Genomic DNA, 15235 nt, shown 5'->3' with positions numbered 1-15235 from the left:
TCACCGGTCGCGTTGTACGGCCATCAACTCATGGGAGATGGTCATGGACTGGAATCGCGTCGAAGGAAATTGGAAGCAGTTCAAGGGCTCCGCCAAGGAGAAATGGGGCAAGCTCACTGACGACGACCTCCGATTGATCGAAGGGCGTCGCGAGCAGCTCGAGGGCCGGCTCCAGGAACGCTACGGCAAGGCCAAGGACCAGATTCGCCAAGATGTCGACGACTGGCTGAAGTCGCTGCATTGAGGCAGCAACAGCGAAGCCCCGGCTCAGGCCGGGGCTTTTTGTGTGGTGATCCGTAGCCCGGATGAGCGAAGCGAAATCCGGGACCTTTGTTGCGGCACCCCGGATATCGCTGCGCTCATCCGGGCTACGATGCCTTCGCTAGAAAACCGTCAAATATTTCAATAGCGACACGATGCCGATGATGATGACGATCACGCGCGCGATCTGCTTGGCGCGGCCGTCCATCGGCAGCATGTTGATGAGATAAAGCACGAGAATGACGACGAGAAAGGTGACAAGTACACCGACCAGCATCGCTGGGACCCCCCTTCAGGCAAGTTGCTGACGTTGTCCTAACGCCTGCAAGGCGCGCCGGTTCCGTATTTGCAACCTCTTGTAACTTCGGGCATTTCGATCGGGCAGAGCGATCCCCCGTAATTTTACGGCAGGAGCACTGTCTAAGTTTTTACCCTTTTGAGGCCAAATGCACCTCGGAGCGTCTGCCTTGGGCATGCGCATCTATCGTGCATCCCTTTGGTCGTTCGAAGTTCGTGGGGGCTGCCGTTCGGGGCCACGAACTTCGAAACGTGTACCGGGGTATCTGATGCTCAACCGCCTGACCGTCTCCACGCTGCTGAAAGCGGTGATCCTGTCCACCGCACTCGTCGTCGTGATCGGCTTCTCGATCAGCGCCTGGAATTCATGGAGCCGGCTTCAGCAGGCGAACCGGATCGTCGCGGTAGCAGCGGCCTCCGCCGATGTGTTCAAGGCGATGGCGAACATCCGCTCCGACCGCTCGACCAGCAGCCGTCAGCTGACCTCCGACATCCAGATGGACAAGGACATCGAGACATACATTCGCGGCATCCGCGACGAGCTGATGCCCGCCCTGGCGCGCGCGATCGAGATTTTACCCTCGATCGACTTGCCTCAAGGTGGGACGGTGGTTGCCGATCTCGACCGGCTGAACAAGGCGCTGCTGGCGCAGCAGGCTGAGTTCTGGACTGAGGTCGCCAAGCCCAGGGCATCGCGTCGCGCGGCACTTGTCAAAGAGTATCTCGAGAGCGAGGACGGGCTGATGGCCATCCTCGAAAAGCTGTCGCCCGTGCTGGCCGCGAGCGTCAATCATCAGGACGCAATGATCGATCAACTGCTGATGATCAAGCAGATGGCTTGGCTGTTGCGCGTCAACGCGGGTGAATCCTCGCTGATCGTCGGCAACGCGCTCAACAGCGGCAAGATCTCGCCCGAGGTCCAGCTCGCCTTCACCAAATGGGTCGGCGGCACCGAGGCGGCCTGGCGCGCGACCGAGCTCGCCGCATCGGGCATGCAATTGCCGCCGGCGCTGGCCGCGGCCATGGCGGAGACCAAATCGTTCTATTTCGACCCGCAATATCTCACCACGCGCGACGGCATCATCGCCGCAGTCGCCAAGGGTGAGAAGGCGTCGATGACTGCCAATCAGTGGAGCCCCTACTCGGTCGGCCGGATGGCGAGCGCGATCAAGCTCGCCGATACCGCGCTCGGCGCCGCCAGGGACCATTCCACCAGCCAGCGTGGGCAGGCGCTGCAATCGCTGCTGACCCAGCTTGTGCTGCTGATTGCCGCGATACTGTTCACGGGCGCGGCCATGCTTGCGGTCAGCCGCCGGGTGATCACGCCGCTGCACCGGATCCGCGACGCGATGCTCAAGGTCGCCGGCGGCGACCTCACCGTCGACAGTGGCTATCTCGACCGCCGGGACGAGATCGGCTCGCTTGCGGGCGCGCTGGAGACGTTCAAGCAGCAGGCGATCGACAAGCTCAAGATCGAAGAGCAGGAGCGCGAGCGCAACGCCGGCGCCGCCGCGCGCCAGCGCGCGATGGAAACTTATGTCGGCGAATTCGAAGGCGTGGTGCGCAAGTCGCTCGGCGAACTAAGCGAGGCCTCCGGCGAGATGCGCAAGACCTCGGGCGATCTGTCCGCGGTGTCGCGCCAGACCAATGAACGCGTCGAGATCGCAGGCAAGGCTTCGAACGAGGCCTCCACGAGTGTCGAGAGCGTCGCGGCAGCGGCCGAGGAGCTCTCTGCCTCCATCAACGACATCAGCCAGCAGGCCGCGCATGCCGCAGGCATTGCCAGTCGCGCCGTCAACCAGGCGCGCGAAACCGACAGCACCGTGCAGGGGCTGGCGCAGTCGGCGGGGCGCATCGGCGAGGTCGTCGGGCTGATCAACACCATCGCAGCGCAGACCAACCTGCTGGCGCTGAACGCCACGATCGAGGCGGCGCGCGCCGGAGAAGCCGGGCGCGGGTTTGCGGTCGTGGCATCGGAGGTGAAGTCACTGGCGAGCCAGACCGCGAAGGCGACCGAGGAGATCTCCGAGCAGATCGCCGACATCCAGAAGGTCGCAGGCGATGCCATCAACGCGATCCAGGCGATCGGCGGCATCATCGGCGAGGTGAACGAGGTTGCCACCGCCATCGCGGCCGCGGTGCAGGAGCAAGGTGCGGCCACGCAGGAGATCACCCGCAGCACGCAATATGCGGCGCAGGGCACCAAGAACGTCTCGGACAACATCACCGGCGTGAAGGCCGATGCCGACACCGCAGCCGGTGCCGCGGAGAACGTGAAGCAGGCCTCCGAGATGCTGGAGACGCAAAGCCGCCAGCTCGGTCAGCAGGTCAGCGACTTCCTCGGCAAGATCCGCGCGGCGTAAGGCTGCGCGGGTGGAGAGAAGCTCCGGCCACATCCTCGCTGTCGTCCCTGCGAGCGCAGGGACCCATAACCCCAAGGAGAAGTTGCGGCGCGAGCCGGCAACTCCGAACCTTCGCCAAACCGCTCCCTGTGGCTATGGGTCCCGGATCTGCGCGCGCTGTGGGCGCGCTTGTCCGGGACGACAATCCTTATTGGGCTGCTAAGCGCGGCAACTCAGCCCTGTCCATCCCTACTCCTTCGCCACTACCGGCACCTGGCGGAATCTGGCGCGGACCGATTGGGGCAGCGGCGAAAAGTTCATCGCGACGCCGCGGCGTTCGTTGGCGTTGCGGCTGGCGACCACGAGGCCATTGGCGCCGGCGACGATGTCGCCCTTGCGCAGGGTGGGGTCGTCCTCGACCTTGACCTGGGCGAGACCGACCGGGTCCTTGCCGTTGCAGGTGCAGCCTGCGACGATCTCGTTGCGATAGCGGAACGCGTTCGGCAGGTCGGAATAGGATCTTCCGTCCTCCGTCGCGGCCTCTTCGATATTGCTGCCATAGACCAGCGAGGTCTCGGAAGCCGGACAGAAGCTCTTGCAGGACTGCGCCTTGCTTTCCGCATCACTTCCTTGCGCAGGAAAGTAGCGGCCGTCGCAGCTGCGCACGCAATAGGCCGCGCCGCCATAGGCGGCCCGCTGGCGCGGCGCGTCGTAGCGCGGCATGTCATCGGTCGGGAACGGCATCCGGATCTGGGGAGGCCGCGCTCCGAACGCACCGAACAGGGCGGAGAAAAAATCCTCCGCATGCGCCGGCGGCGTCAGCGCGAGGCCGAGTGAGGTGACGGTGAACAAGGCCGCCGCACTGCCAGCCAGCTTGCCGATCGAACGTCTACTCATGTGACCTCATTCAACTCCTAAAGCGATGCATGATCTTTTCAGAAAACCGCTGCACACTTTTCCGGATCATGCGCTAGTTCACCGACGACGCCGAGATGTTCAGCGCCTGGTGGCCCGACGGCTGCGTCGTCACCGCCGGATGCTTGCGTACGGGATCCCCGCCTCTCGCCATCAGCGGCGCATTCTTCGGCAGCACCACGACCCTGGTGCCGACATTGACGCGGCCGAACAGGTCGATGACGTCCTCGTTGGTCAGGCGGATGCAGCCGGACGAGACGAACTTGCCGATCGTGGTGGGATCGTTGGTGCCGTGGATGCGGTATTCGCTCGAGCCGAGATACATCGCACGGGCACCGAGCGGGTTGCCGGGCCCACCAGCGACGAAGCGCGGCAGGTAGGGCTGGCGCGCGATCATCTCGGCCGGCGGATGCCAATCCGGCCATTCCGCCTTCCGGCTGACGCTCTGCACGCCCGACCAGGTGAAACCCTCGCGGCCGACGCCGACGCCGTAGCGGATCGCGCGGCCGTTGCCGAGCACGTAATAGAGGTAAGTGTTGTTGGTATCGATGACGATGGTACCGGCCGGCTCGCTCCTGTCGAAGCTGACGATCTGCTTGCGCAGCCGGTCGGGCAACCGGGCGTCCTCGTCGGCGGCCTGCGGCGCCTCGTTGACGTAGCCTCGCGAATGGCCCTGGTCCTGCGGATAAGCCTGCGGCTGCATCGGCGCGTAGCCGAAAGTTTGCGCACTCGCGCTGCCAAAGGGCACGGTGAGCAGTGCAGTCGCGAAGGCAAACGCGGTGGCGACGCGCGGCGAGAAGCGGCGGACGAGAGCGAATGTTGTCATGTGCTGCCCCGTTGGATGTGTGCATCTGGGTGATGCTGTCGCCAACAAACGCGACCGGACCGACTCAGGTTCCACCGATGCCTGCGGCAGCGACGTCACAGTCAAGCGAGCGCCTCTTCACGAAGCCGCGACGGAACCCTCGATCCACCCGGGCGTTGGTTGATCATCAATGGGCGCGCGGATGGCGGCTCCGTGCGGGAGAGGTATTGTGCGCGTCCTTCCCAGTGAACGCCTGATTTCCGGCAACAGCGAAGGCGATCCGCTTCCCGAGAGCCATGTCGAGCTACCGCCGGTGATCCGCCGCACCGAGTTCGTCGCGTTCGCGCTGACCGGCCTCTTGCTGATTGCCATCGTTGCCGTGCTTTATGTCGGCAAGGCGTTCTTCCTGCCGGTGGTGATGGCCTTCGTCACCGGCACCATGCTGTCTCCGGCGGCGAGCTTCCTGGAGCGGAGCAAGGTCCCACGCAGCCTCGGCGCCGTCCTGATCGTGGTCGTGGTGACCGCGGTGATCGCCTTCATCGTGGCGCTGATCGCCTCGCCGGTGATGGAGTGGAGCACGCGGCTGCCGGAGCTCGGCGCGCAATTGAAGGACAAGTTGCACGTGTTCGACCGGCCAGTTGCGCTGTGGCGGGAGATGCAAGTCATGCTCGGCGGCTCGGAAGAATTGCCGAGCTTCCAGATGCCCAAGATCGAGTGGGTGCAGCCGACGCTGGAATTCCTGTCACCGACCTTTACCGAATTCCTGCTGTTCTTCGTCACCCTGATCCTGTTCATCGCAAGCTGGCGCGACCTGCGGCGGGCCATGATCATGACCTTCAGCGATCATGAGGCGCGGCTGCGCACGCTTCGGATTCTCAACGAGATCGAGGTCCATCTCGGCAACTATCTCCTGACCGTCACCCTCATCAATGTCGGCGTCGGCGTCGTTACCGGCCTCATCTGCGCGCTCACCGGAATGCCCAATCCGGCCGGGCTCGGCGCGCTGGCGGCAACGCTCAACTTCATCCCGATCATCGGGCCCGTGGCGATGTTCGCGGTGCTGGTCGTGGTGGGGCTGGTCGCCTTTCCGACCATCGGCGGCGGCTTGATGGCCGCGCTCGCCTTCGGCGGGCTCACCTTTCTGGAGGGCCACTTCATCACACCGACGATCATCGGGCGGCGGCTCGCCCTGAACGCGCTCGCCGTGCTGCTCGCACTCGCGTTCTGGACCTGGCTATGGGGGCCGATGGGCGCGTTCCTGTCGTCGCCGCTCCTGATCGTCGCGCTGATCCTGAAGGAGCACCTGTTGCCGGAGAATTCGCCGCAGCTCCCGCAAGCCTGACCGGTTTCAATAAACGGAACTTACACTGCGACGAAACGTTTTCCGGCTATCTCAGCCGTCAACCGTTCGGAGCTCCCGATGTCCACGACCAATGCCGAATCCGGGATGAGAGACTGGACCGACAAAGCCACCAGAGAACGCCTCGAGAAGGATGTAGCAGCCGTGAAAAGCGATATCGCCGCCCTTACCGACCAGATCACCGACGCGCTCAACACCTTTGCCAATTCCACGGGCAGGCAGGCCCGCCGCGGCTATCGCCAGGCGCGCGAGAACATGGATACCGCGATCGACGACATGTCGGAGCGCGGCAGCGCGATGATGGAGGCGGCACAGGACGCCTACGGCTCGATCGAGGAGACGCTGGAAGACGCGATCAGGCAGCGGCCGCTCGCGACCGTCGGACTCGCGCTCGGCATCGGCTTCCTGATCGGCGCCGCCTGGCGCCGCTAAGGCGGCTAGCGCATCGAAACGGCGGCGGGGCGCCGCAGCTGTCGGCCCGTGACGATTCGGCTGGTGGGATTGAGGAGTAAGGCCATGTTTCAGCGCATCATCGACGGGATCAGTGCATCCACCGGCACGACTATTCGGCTGACCTCCCTTGCCGCAGGCGCGGCCTTCGCACTGTTGGTGACGACAGGCTTCCTGTGTGCCGCTGTCTTCATCTCGGTCCTGCAGAAATATGGCCCGGTGCAGGCCTGCCTTGCCGGCGCGGGCATCTTCTTCCTGCTGACCCTGGCCGCGGCAGGCTCCTATTGGGGCTACAAGCGCGAGGTGCAGAAGCGCGCCCGGATCGCGGCCGAGCGCGCCGCGAAGTCGGCCGCGCAGAGCATGCTTGCAGATCCGATGCTCCTCGCCACCGGACTTCAGATCGTTCGCGCCATCGGGGTCAAACGGCTATTGCCGATCCTGGCGATCGGCGGTATCGCCCTCGGCATCCTGGCAAGCCGCACCGGTGTATCCGAGGAGATGTCGGCCGAACCTGCCGAGTAGCGGTCAGAGCGGGTTAGAAAATTTCGTCGTAAGTCCCGCGAACGCATCTATCCGAATTCGACACAGGCGATGCCGCGCAATTTTGCGCCATCCGGCCCGAATATCCTGCCGCTCACGGAAACGCTACTCGGATGGGCCGGCGGTTGCCGGTAAAAGCATCACCCTGATTCCAAAAGCTATTTTACTCAATGAAACCGTCCGTCAAGGCGAACCTCGCCGCATTCCAACACGACGCCAGGCTCTATTTGACGCTCGGCATTGCCAATTGGTCGGTATTCGTCGACCACATTCCTAACAACGTCGTCAACCTGCTGACGCTGCGCAATTTCGGCTTTAGCGGCGCGGCCGATCTCTTCGTGTTCGTGGTGGGCTACGGGGTTGCCATCATCCACGGCAGGATGGCGCTGGAGCGCGGCTACGTTGTCGCGGCGACGCGAATCTTTCGCCGCGTCTGGCGGCTCTATGCCGCCTATGTCGTGCTGTTCGTGATCTATATCGACGCCATCGCCTATTTCGCCTCGCAATCAATGGCGCCGGAGATCATCCACGAATACAACATCTCCGGCATTCTCGAGCACCCGCTGCGCATCCTGATCCGCGGTCTCGTGCTCCAGGAAGAGCCGCTGAACCTCGACCTGCTTCAGCTGATGATCCCGCTGATGGCGTTCTTTCCGTTCGTGCTGTGGGGGCTGCTGCGACGGCCGAACGTGACGCTGGCGGCATCGGTCGCGCTGTATGTTGCCGCGCGCTGGTTTGACTGGAATTTTCGGGTCTATCCGGATCAGGAATGGACCTTCAATCCGCTCTGCTGGCAGATGCTGATGGTGCTGGGCGGCTGGTTCGCCGTCACAGGCGCGCCCGGGCGGGCGCTGCGCGATCTCCCCTGGCTGCGGATACTCGCAGGGAGCTATCTCGTCTTCGCGATGGCGGTCACCCTGTTGCGCCATTCGCCGGGATTGTCCGCCTATCTGCCTGACCTGCTGCTCGACAGCATCACGCCGGCCGACAAGGAGAACCTCGCACCTTATCGCGTGGTTCACTTCCTCGCGCTCGCCTTCCTCGCGACCCATCTTGTCCCGGCCGATCACCCCGGCCTGCGATTGAAGCCGCTTCAGGCCGTCATCCGATGCGGGGAGGAATGGCTCGCCGTGTTCTGCGTCGGCGTGTTCCTGTCCTTTGCCGGCCACCTCATCCTGATCACCGGGCCCAATCTGGTGGTGATGCAGATCGTGGTGAGCATCATCGGCTTCGCCGCGATGACCGCGGTCGCCTACTACGTGACCTGGTCGAAGCGGCAGGACCTGCCCGCCGCCCTGCGGCAGCAGGCCTAAAGCGCGATGAGATCAGGATGAATTGTCATCGCGCTTCAGGTTATTGTTTGAGCATGATCTCCGCGCAAACGCGTTCCGCGTTTGTCGCGAGGGAAAACCGCTACACACTTTTCCGGATCATGCTCCAGGCACAAAATCGTGCGATTCTGCTAGGCCGAAGGCTGTGGCTGCGCTATGCCGAAAGTCTGCGTGAGGAGACCGGGCGTGGCGATGGCGAAAGGCGGGGGTGACGAGGCTGACAGCGCGCCCCGGCGCGGCCGGCCAAGGTCGATCGAGACCAGCAACGCCATTCTCGAAAGCGCCTATGCGCTAATGGCCTCCACGGGCCTTGCCGCGACCACCATCGACGCGGTCGCGCGGCACTCCAGCGTCTCCAAGATGACGATCTACAAATGGTGGCCGTCCCGCGAGGCGCTTTTGATCGACGCCTTTCTTCACCACGCCGCGCAGATGCTGCCGCTGCCGCCGGCGAGCTCCGGCAGCCCCGCGGCGCGCGCGCGCCGCCATGCGGCGGCCTATGCCGAGGCACTCCAGGGCGAATTCGGCAAAGTGCAGCTCGCCGTCATCTCCGAATGCATCTCCAAGACCGGCTCGGCAGAGCTGTTCTACGCGCGCTATCTGCAATTCCGCCGCGACGCACTGGTCGAGATGATCGCCGCGGGCCAGAAGGATGGCAGCATTCTGGCCGAGGGGCTTCCTGAGGATCTCTACGACGCGATCTATGGCAGCCTGTTCTATCGCTACGTTTTCGGCATCGCGCCGGTCACGCCGGCTTACGCGCGTAGCCTCGTCGACCTCGTGTTGCGGCCGAAGGGTTAGCTGCGCACAGGCCTGACCGGCGCCGAGATCTTGTCCGTGCGGTCGCGCTCGGTCATGTCGACCACCGTCTCCATCGGCGCGGTCAATTCATAGACGTAGGAGACGTCGGTGAAGAAGCGCTTGGCGGTGCCCCCTAACGCCTCGGGGGCGACGCGGTCGAGCAGGATCAGGCCGAAATCGGAATCGGGCCGGCGCGTCGCCTCACTGGTGTTGAACTCCTCCCAGCGGAAATGGAAGACCTCGTCGCCCTCCTCGCCCGTCACCGTCCAGGCGGCGGTGATATGCGGATGCTTTCCAACCAGCGACAGCCCCTCGTCGGAATGCGAGGCAAGCTCGAAGAACAGCAGCGAGAGGCTCTGCGCCGCGCGTGCGCTGACCGCGATATCAGGACCGGTGACGGCGATGCGGTCGGCATGCGGGATGGCGCGCGCCTCGAACAGGCCCTTCAGCTTGACGCCCTGCCACTGGCTCTCGCTGAGCAGCGAGACCACGTTGGACATGGCGTGGATGCGGCCGATCAAGAGCTCGCGCGCGATGTCGATGTCCGAGCCGTGGCGCAAGGTGCGCGTCACGATCGACTGGATCACCGCCAGGATGTTCTTGACGCGGTGGTTGAGCTCGTCGATGACGGCGGTCAGCCGGCGTTCGAAGCCGATTCTGACCTGGATCTCCCGGCTGAGCCGCAGATTGTTGTAGGCGACATAACCGAACAGGCCGCACACCATTGCCGTGATCGCAAAGCCGATCGCCGCCACGATGATCGCGGTCTGCTCGGCGCGGCGCGCCGAATTGGTCTTCGCGTAATAGCCGAGCTGCCAGTCACGGCCGCCGAAGCTCACCGTGCGCGTCGCCGACGGCGCCGGCCCGTCCGCCGCCATGCGCGTCGAGACCACGCCCTGGTCGTTGGCGATCAGCTCGCCGCCTTCCTTGCGCGGATCCCTAAGCGCGACCGCGAACAACGACATGTCGTCATTGGTCAGCATCAGCGAGGCGAGCTCGTAGGAAAATGTGACGAACCCGGCCGGCTCCGTTGCTCCCTCGGGAATGACGGGTGCAGCCACGATGATGCCGACCGCACCATTTCCGCGGATCAACGGCACCGGGTCCGAGGCAACCGACCTCTTCTCGACGCGCGCACGCGTCAGCATGGCGCTGCGAACCGGATCCTGATCGTAGCTGCGTCCGGGCAGCGTCTTGGTCTCGTTGCTGCGTGGCTCGAGGTCCATCAGCACGTCGATCGGCTGAGTGATTTCGGCCGGATTGATCGGCTTGTCGTCATAGGAGCGAATCTGCGGATTTGGGAAGCCGGCGCCGGCGATGGCGGCTTGCGCCGCCGCAAGCTCGTTCGGCTTCAGCCGGGCGATCCAGCCGGCCACCACGAAATCGGTCTTGAAGGCGTAGATCGCCGAGCGCAGCGGCTCCAGCACGTTCGGCTTGATCACGGATGGCGTGCGGAACAGGCCCGAGGCGACACGCGCGAGCAGCTCCCGCTCCGTGAGGCGGTCCTGAACCAGGCTCGCATGAACGTCGATCGCACGCGCGAGCGCGATCCGATCCAGCGCCAGCTCCTGGTCGTGGACGCGATAGGCTGCGAGCCCGGAGAGCAAGACCCCGAGCAGAGCGATGAAGCCGATAATGAAACCCAGCCTGACCACGCGACTACTCAGGCGAAAGCAGGAGGTCGGCAATAAACACAGAGCATATGAACGCCGCTCGAACGGCCATGTGCCGAAACAGGGTAAGCCCCAGTGGCGGAGATAATGGAGGAGGAGGCATCAGTACGCAACTTGGGTCGCCTGAAAAGCTTAATCCGCCGGCCGATGGTCTGGACGGGATGAATTCGCCCCGAGGCGCCGGAGGTAGTTAATCGCCGTGTCCGAAATTTGTTCCGCGGTTGCGGCGTTTGCCCGGGCGTTAACGGCGAAAAACGCCTGCGCCAAGTGGTCGCGTCCGGTCAGCCCTGCCGTTTCAGGCCGCCTTTGGCCTCGATGAAGCCGACGATCCGGTCGAGCCCCTCGCTTTTCTTCAGGTTGGTCATGACGAAGGGCCGCTCGCCGCGCATGCGCCTGGCGTCCGTCTCCATCTTCTCCAGGGAGGCGCCGACATGGGGCGCGAGGTCGGTCTTGTTGATGACCAGGAGGTCGGACCGGGTGATGCCGGGACCGCCCTTGGACGGGATCTTGTCGCCGGCGGCGACGTCGATGACGTAGATGGTGAGGTCGGCCAACTCCGGGGAAAAAGTGGCAGCGAGATTGTCGCCGCCGGACTCGATCAGCACGAGATCAAGTCCGGGAAACTTGGCGCGCATGTCCGCGACCGCGGCAAGGTTCATCGAGGCATCCTCGCGGATCGCGGTGTGCGGGCAGCCGCCGGTCTCGACGCCGGCGATGCGATCCGGCGTCAGCGATCCCGATCGTACGAGGAACTCGGCATCCCATTTGGTGTAGATGTCGTTGGTGATCGCCGCAATGTCATAGCGCTCGCGCATGGTCTTGCAGAGCAGGTCCATCAGCGCGGTCTTGCCCGATCCGACCGGGCCGCCGATGCCGACACGCAAGGGGCCGTGAGATTTCGACATGTGACTCGCTCTCTCTTGATGAGTTAAAGGCCGCACCGCTCACGAGCGGAACAGCCGCGTATATTGAGTCTCGTGGCGCAAGCCGGCGAGATCGGCGCGGAAGGTCGCGCTGCCGAGATCGTCCAATGCCGCGTTCAGCGCACGATTGGCGGTCGCGGCGACGGCGGCTTCCAACCTCACCAGAACGCGCTGGCTATCGGTCTGACCGAGCGGAATGAGGCGGCTGGCCGCGGAGATCCAGTTCGAGACCAGCGCATGCAGGAAGGCGTGCAGCGTCGGCGCCAGCGGCACGGCGTGCTTAGCTGCGACAACACCGACCGCGACCGGATAGACCAGTGGCGTGCTGCATGCCCCGACCGTGGCATCCAGCCCGTCGGCATCCCACGTGGCGCGGGCGATATCGATGAAGGCGCGGCCCTGCGAGGTCGTCTCCAGCTGCCGCTCGCGCGAGGGCACGAAGGCCGCGGCGAGCTCGGCGATATCGCTCAAAACGGTCTTCTCGTCCGCTTCAGCGGCCCTATAGGCGTGGACCAGAAACGTCGCATCGCAGAAGCCCGAACCGTCGCCGAGCATCGCATCGAGCCAATCCGCCAGCGTTGTTATGTCGGTGATGTCGCCTGCCTCGACCGCCCATTCGAGGCCGCTGGAATAGGAGAAACCGCCAACCGGGAACGCCGGCGACAGCCACGTCATCAGCCGGTACAGCGCCGCCGCCTCGCCTTCGGTGAGGCCACCGGCGCCGACCGGCTCATTTGTGGTCATGAGCATGCTTGTGGCCGTGGTGATGGTCGGGATGGTCGCAATGCTCGTCGTGGTGATGGTGGTGTTCGTGGCCATGGTCATGCGCGGCATGATCATGATGGTGATGGTCATGGTGCTCATGCCCATGATCGTGGTGGTGATGGCCGTGATCGTGGTGCGCATGGTCGTCGTGCCCATGCGCGTGCCCGGCATCGGCATAGGCGCCGCCTTCGGGATCGAACGGCGCCTCGATCTCGATCACGCGCGCGCCGAGACCCTTCACCATGGCCTCGATGACATGGTCGCGGCGGATGCGCAGGGCCTTGGCCATGATCTGCGTCGGCAGATGACGGTTGCCGAGATGCCAGCCGACGCGAATGAGATGATGCGGATCGCGACCGCGAATCTCCAGCAGCGGCTCGGGCGCCGCGACCACCTCGATCAGCCTTCCGTCCTCCAGCACCAGCGCATCGCCGCCCCGCAGCGCGACGGCATGCTCCAGGTCGAGCAGGAATTCGAGCCCCCGCGTGCCCGTCATCGCCATGCGGCGGCGATGCCGGTCGTCGAAATCGAGCACGACCGTGTCCGCTGGCGCTTCCGTGAAGCGGTGTTGTCCCCTGACCTGCGTCGCCCGGATCATGCGTCCTACCTCGTTACCGCGTCTCGACCTTCTCGGGCGTGATCACCTCGATCTTCGGCGGTGCCGTGAAGCACTTCACCGCGACGCGCCCGAACGTCTTCATGTGCTCCATGCCACGATGCGGCACCAGCGCCTCGGCGTTCTCCCACTGCTCGACGAACACCATCTTGCTGGGATCGGTGACGCTTTCATGCAAATCATAGGCGATATTGCCGGGCTCCTTCCGCGTCTCCTTGATGCAGGCGGTGGCGGCTGCGATGAACTCGGCGCGCGTCTCGGGCTTGATGGTCAGGGTGGCAACGACGTAGATCACGAGAAATCCTCCCGGCTTTTCTTCTAAGGGTTACGATACCGGGCGGGACATTAGACCAGCCGGGACCGAACGCAAAACCGAAAAGCCGTCCCCGGACACGCGGCGAGACTTTCCTCCTTGGACATGCGTCGAGGCGCTATTTCAGTACATGAAATATCGCTGCGCCATCGGCAGCACCTCGGCGGGCGCGCAGGTGAGCAATTCGCCGTCGGCGCGGACCTCGTAGGTCTCCGGATCGACCTCGATATTGGGCGTCGCGTCGTTGTGGACCATGCTCTTCTTCGAGATCTTGCCGCGGGTGTTCTGGACGGCATAGAGCTTCTTCTCGACGCCGAGCTTTCGCGCGAGGCCGCCGGTGACTGCGGCCTTCGAGGTGAAGACGACCGAGGACGCGGTGCGCGCCTTGCCGAAGGCGCCGAACATCGGCTGATAGTGCACCGGTTGCGGCGTCGGGATCGAGGCGTTGGGATCCCCCATGGGCGCCGCGACGATGGTGCCGCCCTTGACGATGCAGTCCGGCTTGACGCCGAAGAAGGCCGGCGACCACAGCACGAGATCGGCGAGCTTGCCCTTCTCGACCGAGCCGATCAGCTTCGACACGCCGTGGGCGATCGCGGGGTTGATGGTGTATTTGGCGATGTAGCGCTTGACGCGGAAATTGTCGTTATCCTTGCCCTTGTCCTGCGGCAGTGACCCGCGCTGCTTCTTCATCTTGTCGGCGGTCTGCCAGGTGCGGATGATGACTTCGCCGAGGCGGCCCATGGCCTGGGAGTCCGAGGACATCATCGAGAGCGCGCCGAGGTCGTGCAGGATGTCTTCGGCCGCAATCGTCTCCTTGCGGATGCGGCTTTCGGCGAAGGCGAGGTCTTCCGCGATCGAGGGATCGAGATGGTGGCACACCATCAGCATGTCGAGATGCTCGTCGATGGTGTTGCGCGTGAAGGGGCGCGTCGGGTTGGTCGAGGACGGCAGCACGTTCTTCAGGCCGGCGACCTTGATGATGTCAGGCGCATGGCCGCCGCCGGCGCCTTCGGTGTGGAAGGCGTGGATGGTGCGGCCCTTGAAGGCCTTGATGGTGTCCTCGACGAAGCCGGATTCGTTGAGGGTGTCGGTGTGGATCATGACCTGAATATCGTGATCGTCGGCGACCGACAGGCAGTTGTCGATCGCGGCCGGCGTCGTGCCCCAGTCCTCGTGCAGCTTCAGCGCGCAGGCGCCGGCCTTGATCATCTCCACCAGCGCCGCGGGGCGCGAGGCGTTGCCCTTGCCGGAAATGCCGAGATTGACCGGGAAGGCGTCGAACGACTGGATCATCCGCCCGATGTGCCACGGCCCCGGCGTGCAGGTGGTGGCGAAGGTGCCGTGCGAGGGGCCTGTGCCGCCGCCCAGCATCGAGGTGACGCCGCTCATGAGCGCGTGCTCGATCTGCTGCGGGCAGATGAAATGGATGTGGCTGTCGAAGCCGCCGGCGGTGAGGATCTTGCCTTCGCCCGCGATCACGTCGGTGCCGGGGCCGATGATGATGGTGACGCCGGGCTGAATGTCGGGATTGCCGGCCTTGCCGATCGCCGAGATCATGCCGTCCTTGATGGCGACGTCGGCCTTCACGATGCCCCAGTGATCGACGATCAGCGCGTTGGTGATGACGGTGTCGGCCGCGCCCTGCCTGTTGGTGACCTGCGACTGCCCCATGCCGTCGCGGATCACCTTGCCGCCGCCGAACTTCACCTCCTCGCCATAGGTGGTGAAATCCTTCTCGACCTCGATGATCAGGTCGGTGTCGGCGAGCCGCACCCTGTCGCCGGTGGTCGGGCCGAACATGTCGGCATAGACGGATCGCTTCATCTTGACGGACATCACA

16 protein-coding genes are annotated in these 15235 nt (G+C 64.4%); 7 read left to right on the top strand and 9 right to left on the bottom strand.

Translation table 11 applies throughout. The features are described from left to right. The first annotated feature begins 43 nt into the window (after positions 1 to 43). Positions 44 to 244, top strand: coding sequence for a CsbD family protein (locus CVM73_RS28465; RefSeq protein WP_167407118.1), 201 nt, complete (start codon positions 44 to 46; stop codon positions 242 to 244). A 138-nt stretch (positions 245 to 382) separates the two neighbouring features. On the opposite strand, the gene CVM73_RS28460 is transcribed toward CVM73_RS28465, so the two are convergent. Next, positions 383 to 538, bottom strand: a complete 156-nt coding sequence (locus tag CVM73_RS28460; protein WP_100235107.1) for a Thivi_2564 family membrane protein — start codon at positions 536 to 538, stop codon at positions 383 to 385. Positions 539 to 827: 289 nt separating this feature from the next. Here CVM73_RS28460 and CVM73_RS28455 point away from each other — a divergent pair, with 289 nt between their 5' ends. After that, positions 828 to 2921 carry a methyl-accepting chemotaxis protein gene (locus tag CVM73_RS28455; RefSeq protein WP_100235106.1) on the top strand — a complete coding sequence of 698 codons (2094 nt, stop codon included), beginning with the start codon at positions 828 to 830 and terminating at the stop codon, positions 2919 to 2921. A 228-nt stretch (positions 2922 to 3149) separates the two neighbouring features. Here CVM73_RS28455 and CVM73_RS28450 read toward each other — a convergent pair whose 3' ends face one another. Then, positions 3150 to 3797, bottom strand: a complete 648-nt coding sequence (locus tag CVM73_RS28450) for a DUF2865 domain-containing protein (RefSeq protein ID WP_100235105.1) — start codon at positions 3795 to 3797, stop codon at positions 3150 to 3152. Between the two features lie 73 nt (positions 3798 to 3870). Then, a complete protein-coding gene (locus tag CVM73_RS28445; RefSeq protein WP_100235104.1) occupies positions 3871 to 4641 on the bottom strand; it encodes a L,D-transpeptidase in 771 nt (256 codons plus the stop codon). Between the two features lie 208 nt (positions 4642 to 4849). On the opposite strand from CVM73_RS28445, the gene CVM73_RS28440 reads away from it, so the two are divergent. From CVM73_RS28440 to CVM73_RS28420, 5 genes are all read left to right on the top strand, one after another. After that, positions 4850 to 5962 (top strand): AI-2E family transporter, encoded by a 1113-nt coding sequence (locus CVM73_RS28440; protein WP_167407117.1) that lies wholly within the window; start codon positions 4850 to 4852, stop codon positions 5960 to 5962. 78 nt (positions 5963 to 6040) lie between these two features. Next, positions 6041 to 6412: an ElaB/YgaM/YqjD family protein gene (locus CVM73_RS28435; protein ID WP_100235102.1), complete on the top strand. Its 372-nt coding sequence runs from the start codon at positions 6041 to 6043 to the stop codon at positions 6410 to 6412. 84 nt (positions 6413 to 6496) lie between these two features. Next, positions 6497 to 6952: a hypothetical protein gene (locus CVM73_RS28430; protein ID WP_167407116.1), complete on the top strand. Its 456-nt coding sequence runs from the start codon at positions 6497 to 6499 to the stop codon at positions 6950 to 6952. Positions 6953 to 7140: 188 nt separating this feature from the next. Beyond that, positions 7141 to 8283 (top strand): OpgC domain-containing protein, encoded by a 1143-nt coding sequence (locus tag CVM73_RS28425; protein ID WP_100235101.1) that lies wholly within the window; start codon positions 7141 to 7143, stop codon positions 8281 to 8283. 210 nt (positions 8284 to 8493) lie between these two features. Then, the gene (locus tag CVM73_RS28420) at positions 8494 to 9102 is read left to right on the top strand and encodes a TetR/AcrR family transcriptional regulator (protein ID WP_167407123.1); all 609 of its coding nucleotides are present in this window, start codon (positions 8494 to 8496) and stop codon (positions 9100 to 9102) included. On the opposite strand, the gene CVM73_RS28415 is transcribed toward CVM73_RS28420, so the two are convergent. The 6 genes from CVM73_RS28415 to ureC all read right to left on the bottom strand — a co-directional run bounded on the left by CVM73_RS28415 (position 9099) and on the right by ureC (position 15231). Then, positions 9099 to 10757, bottom strand: coding sequence for a CHASE domain-containing protein (locus CVM73_RS28415; protein ID WP_100235100.1), 1659 nt, complete (start codon positions 10755 to 10757; stop codon positions 9099 to 9101). The two genes, CVM73_RS28420 and CVM73_RS28415, sit on opposite strands and share 4 nt — an antisense overlap. Before the next feature lie 299 nt (positions 10758 to 11056). Further along, positions 11057 to 11680, bottom strand: coding sequence for an urease accessory protein UreG (gene ureG, locus CVM73_RS28410; RefSeq protein ID WP_100235099.1), 624 nt, complete (start codon positions 11678 to 11680; stop codon positions 11057 to 11059). A gap of 39 nt (positions 11681 to 11719) precedes the next feature. Beyond that, complete coding sequence (locus CVM73_RS28405) at positions 11720 to 12448, bottom strand: urease accessory protein UreF (RefSeq protein WP_100235098.1); 729 nt, start codon at positions 12446 to 12448, stop codon at positions 11720 to 11722. After that, positions 12429 to 13061: an urease accessory protein UreE gene (gene ureE / locus CVM73_RS28400; RefSeq protein WP_100235097.1), complete on the bottom strand. Its 633-nt coding sequence runs from the start codon at positions 13059 to 13061 to the stop codon at positions 12429 to 12431. Before ureE ends, CVM73_RS28405 begins: the two co-directional genes overlap by 20 nt. 13 nt (positions 13062 to 13074) lie before the next feature. After that, positions 13075 to 13374: a putative quinol monooxygenase gene (locus tag CVM73_RS28395; protein WP_027573733.1), complete on the bottom strand. Its 300-nt coding sequence runs from the start codon at positions 13372 to 13374 to the stop codon at positions 13075 to 13077. A gap of 141 nt (positions 13375 to 13515) precedes the next feature. Continuing rightward, positions 13516 to 15231 (bottom strand): urease subunit alpha, encoded by a 1716-nt coding sequence (gene ureC / locus CVM73_RS28390; RefSeq protein WP_100235096.1) that lies wholly within the window; start codon positions 15229 to 15231, stop codon positions 13516 to 13518. Positions 15232 to 15235 lie beyond the last annotated feature (4 nt).

The sequence above is a fragment of the Bradyrhizobium forestalis genome (genome assembly GCF_002795245.1).
GTDB classification, from domain to species: Bacteria; Pseudomonadota; Alphaproteobacteria; order Rhizobiales; family Xanthobacteraceae; genus Bradyrhizobium; species Bradyrhizobium forestalis.
This window is presented reverse-complemented; position numbering and strand designations above follow the sequence as displayed.